The following is a 3,574-nucleotide window of genomic DNA, read 5'->3' on the forward strand; positions in this document are numbered from 1 at the left end:
CCGCCGCGTACGCGGCGAGCTGCCGGTCGGCCCCCGTGCCGTGCCGGACGATGGTGCGGGCGCGCTCGCAGGTGGCCCGGCAATCGAGGGCGTCGGCATCCTCCGCGAGGCGCGCGAGCAGCCCCTCGACGATCTCGGCCATCGGCACCGCCCGCTCCCGCGTGGCGTCGATCAGCTCGGCCCGCACCCCGTCGCGCTCGGCCCGCCACAGGTTCTCCATCGCGAAGCCGCGCGCCGCCCCGGTGAGGCCGGCATTCACGCCGGGATCGCGGTCGAGCAGGCGCACGAGGCAGCGGAACAGGGCGGCGATGCAGAGCCCGTCCTCGATCTCGGAGCAGCTGTCGGCGATGCGCAGTTCCAGCGTCGGGTACTTCACCGACGCGCGCAGGTGCCACCACAGGAAGCTCGCATCCGCGATCGCGCCCGAGGCGGTCATCACCCGGACGTAGCGGTCGTAGTCGGCGGCGTCCGCGAACAGCTCCGGCAGGCCGGTGCGCGGCAGCTCGGCATAGGCCCTGAGCCGGTAGCCGGCGAGCCCGGTCCGCTGCCCCTCCCAGAACGGCGAGGAGACCGAGAGCGCGAGCAGGATCGGCAGGAACGGCATCAGCCGGTTCTGCAGGTCGAGGCGCGCGTCGGGACGCGGCACCTCGACGTGGACGTGGAGCCCGCAGACCACCGAGCGCCGCCCGACGATCTGCAGGTCGTCGATGATCCCGCGGTAGCGCTCGGCCGGCGTCGTCGATTGGCGCCGCCACGTCGCGGCCGGGTGGGTGCCGGCGGCGAAGACGCGCAACCCGTGCTCCCGCCCGATCGTCGCGAGGTCGGCCCGCATCGCGATCAGGCGCGCGCGCGTCTCCGCGATGCTGTCGGAGGGCGGGGTGCAGGTCTCGACTTGGCTCTCCAGCATCTCCCGCTCGGCCGATTCCATCCGCGCCTGGACGGCGGCATGGAAGGCCCTCACCCGGCCGCGAGACGTCTTGCGGGGGGTGTTGCGGGTCTCGGCGTCGGCGAGGAAGAACTCCTCCTCCATGCCGAACCTGTAGACGTGAGCCATGCCGCCTCCCCCCGCGCCGTCCGCGAGGGGTCTACGCGCCGACGGGCGCCCGGTTCAGCGCCAGAACGGCTTGAGGTCGGCCAGCGTGCCGTGGGCCTCGGCCGCGCCCGCGAGCAGCTCGTCCGCCTGCGCCTCCGAATCGGCGGTGGCGAGGCCCGCCGCGAACAGCGCCTGGCCGTCGAGCGCGTCCGAGGCGGGCCCGGACGCATCGGCGAGTCCGGCCATCACCGCATGCGCGGTGGCGAGGTCGTTGAGGCTGCCGAGGTGGTCCTGCAGGTCGGAGAGGGCGGCGGCGAACGCCTTGTGGCGCCGGCGCGCCTTCCGGCCGCCATAGAGGCCGGCGAAGAACTCGGCGCCGTAGCGCAGCTTCTTGCCGGCGATGCGGACGCGATGACGCGCCTCGGGATCGAGCCGCTCGATGTGGCGGCCGCGCTTGGCGATCCGCCGGCGCAGGCGCTCCAGCACCTCCGTGGCGAGGTCGCGGGCGGGCGCGTCGCGGAGCTTGCCCACGCCCTCCCGCCACGGGCCGGCCTCGATCCAGGCCAGGAGGTCGAGGAGCAGGCTGCGCCATTCGGGCGAGGTCAGGATCGCGCCGACGGCGTCGTGCGCCCGGTCGCGCTCGGTCTCCAGGCGCTCGCGCAGGCCGGCGAGCCCCGGCTCGTCCGGGCGCCGGGCGATCTCGTCGGGCAGGGTGGTCTCGAGGAAGACGTCGAGGTTGCGCGCCCGGCCGAACGGCTCGGTGACGCGCTTGATCTCGTCGCCGAGCGTGGCCGCCCGGGCGTCGCCCGCCAGCATCGGCCTGAACAGCCACAGCGCGGTGCGCAGCCGCCGCAGCGCCACCCGCATCTGGTGCAGCGCCTCCGGGTCGCGGGCGTGGCCCCAGACGTCCTCGTTGAGGCGCAGGTGCCGCAGGCACCCGAGCGCGATGTGGCGGAAGGCCTCGCCGCCGGTCGCGTCCTTCGGCAACGGCGCCATGTCGGACTTGCTCGGCCGCGCGGCCTTGCCGTCGCGCAGCGCGAACCCGCGGGCGCTCTTCGACAGCACGCCGATCCGCAGCGGCACCGTCTCGGCGAGCGCCTGGGCCAGCGCGAACAGGTCGGCCGGATCGCCGGATTCGAGCTCCAGCTCGAGCTCGCACAGCGGGGCATCGCCCCGGTCGGTCTCGACCCGGCCCTCGTCGAGGGTCGCCGCGATCCGCGAGGCGCCGTAGGTCACGGGCCGGACCGAGCGCATCACCACGGTGCGGAACTGGGCCGCCAGGTCCGGCGCCTCGGCCTTCGCGAGGAGATCGGCCACCGGCGTGTCGGCGAAGGCCGCCGGCTCCGGCGCCTCGCCGGCGACCGGGCTCTCCCATTCCGCCCGGTCGAACAGCCCGGCCGCGCCGGAGCCCGCCTTGACGGTCTGCACGAAGGCCTCGCCCGTCCGACGCACCCGCAAGGTCAGGTCGGCCTCGCGGAGCGCGCCGTCGGCGGTGTCGAAATAGGTCGCCGCGAGGAGCTTCGGCTCGGATGCGGCCCCGTCGGCCTGCCCCTGCAGCAGCGGATGGGCACCGAGTGCGGCGAGGTCTGGGCCCGTGCATTCCAGCTTCAGCTCGATCTCCCGCGGCGTGTCCATGAAGCGTTCGTCCGTCCGTTCCGGGCCGCAGCCCCTGTCACCGCGAGAACGCATCGGAGCCACCTCCGATCCGTCCGGATCGCCCGCCGTGTAGCACGCGCAGGGCGGCGGTGGCGCCCTCGGCCGCATCCGCAAAGTTTGCCCTTTGCGCGACCGACGCTTCGTGCAAAAGCTTGGCGCAAGAGCGTGTTGTGCACAATCGACCCGACCGTCTTGCGGGTCCCGCCGCATCCGGGCGGGGCCTCGGCTCGATGCCGAGCCGGCGGTCGCGTCGCGGATTGGGCTGCGCGTCGTCCTCGTTCACGGGAACGGTGCGCGTGTTCGGTGCGTCTCCCGGCCATGCCCCCGAACGACCGCCATCCGGGGCGGGCGCGCGGCGGCGACGGTTCGGAGGCACGCCCGGTCGGGACGGTGACGATAAGCGATGAAGACACTCCTCGTCGGCGTGATCGGACATGTCGATCACGGCAAGACCGCGCTGGTGCGGGCGCTCACCGGCATCGAGACCGACCGGCTGAAGGAAGAGAAGGCCCGCGGCGTCTCGATCGTGCCGGGCTTCGCCCTCCTCGCGCCCGAGGGACGCGACGGGGAGATCGACCTCGTCGACCTGCCCGGCCACGAGCGCTTCGTCCGCGCGATGATCTCGGGCGCCACCGGCATGGGGGCGGTGCTGCTGGCGGTCGACGCCAACGAGGGCATCAAGCCCCAGACGATCGAGCACCTGGAGATCGCCCGGCTGATCGGCGTCCGCCGCGGCGTCGTCGCGCTCACGAAATCCGACCTCGTCGCGCCCGACGCCCTCGCCGAGCGGGCGGGTTGAGCCCGGCCTGGCGGAACACGGCTTCCAGGCGCCGGGCGACCTCGCTCTCGTTGCGGGCCGGGTTGAACGCCGCGCGGCGGAAGAGG

The 3,574-nt window shown here is 74.1% G+C and carries 2 protein-coding genes and 1 pseudogene; 1 reads left to right on the forward strand and 2 read right to left on the reverse strand.

The genetic code is table 11. The features are described from left to right. Together FV223_RS22905 and FV223_RS22910 are read right to left on the reverse strand one after the other, a co-directional pair. Positions 1-1,054, reverse strand: a 1,054-nt coding sequence (locus tag FV223_RS22905; protein ID WP_147729147.1) for a carboxylate-amine ligase, incomplete at its 3' end; no start/stop codon positions are given. 54 nt (positions 1,055-1,108) lie between these two features. Next, positions 1,109-2,668: a CYTH and CHAD domain-containing protein gene (locus tag FV223_RS22910; RefSeq protein ID WP_147729148.1), complete on the reverse strand. Its 1,560-nt coding sequence runs from the start codon at positions 2,666-2,668 to the stop codon at positions 1,109-1,111. A 424-nt stretch (positions 2,669-3,092) separates the two neighbouring features. Between FV223_RS22910 and FV223_RS22915 the strand changes: the two are divergent. After that, positions 3,093-3,455 (forward strand): annotated as a pseudogene (locus tag FV223_RS22915) (GTP-binding protein); the annotation flags it as partial. Positions 3,456-3,574: the final 119 nt, after the last annotated feature.

Source organism: Methylobacterium sp. WL116, assembly GCF_008039455.1.
Taxonomy (GTDB): Bacteria; Pseudomonadota; Alphaproteobacteria; order Rhizobiales; family Beijerinckiaceae; genus Methylobacterium.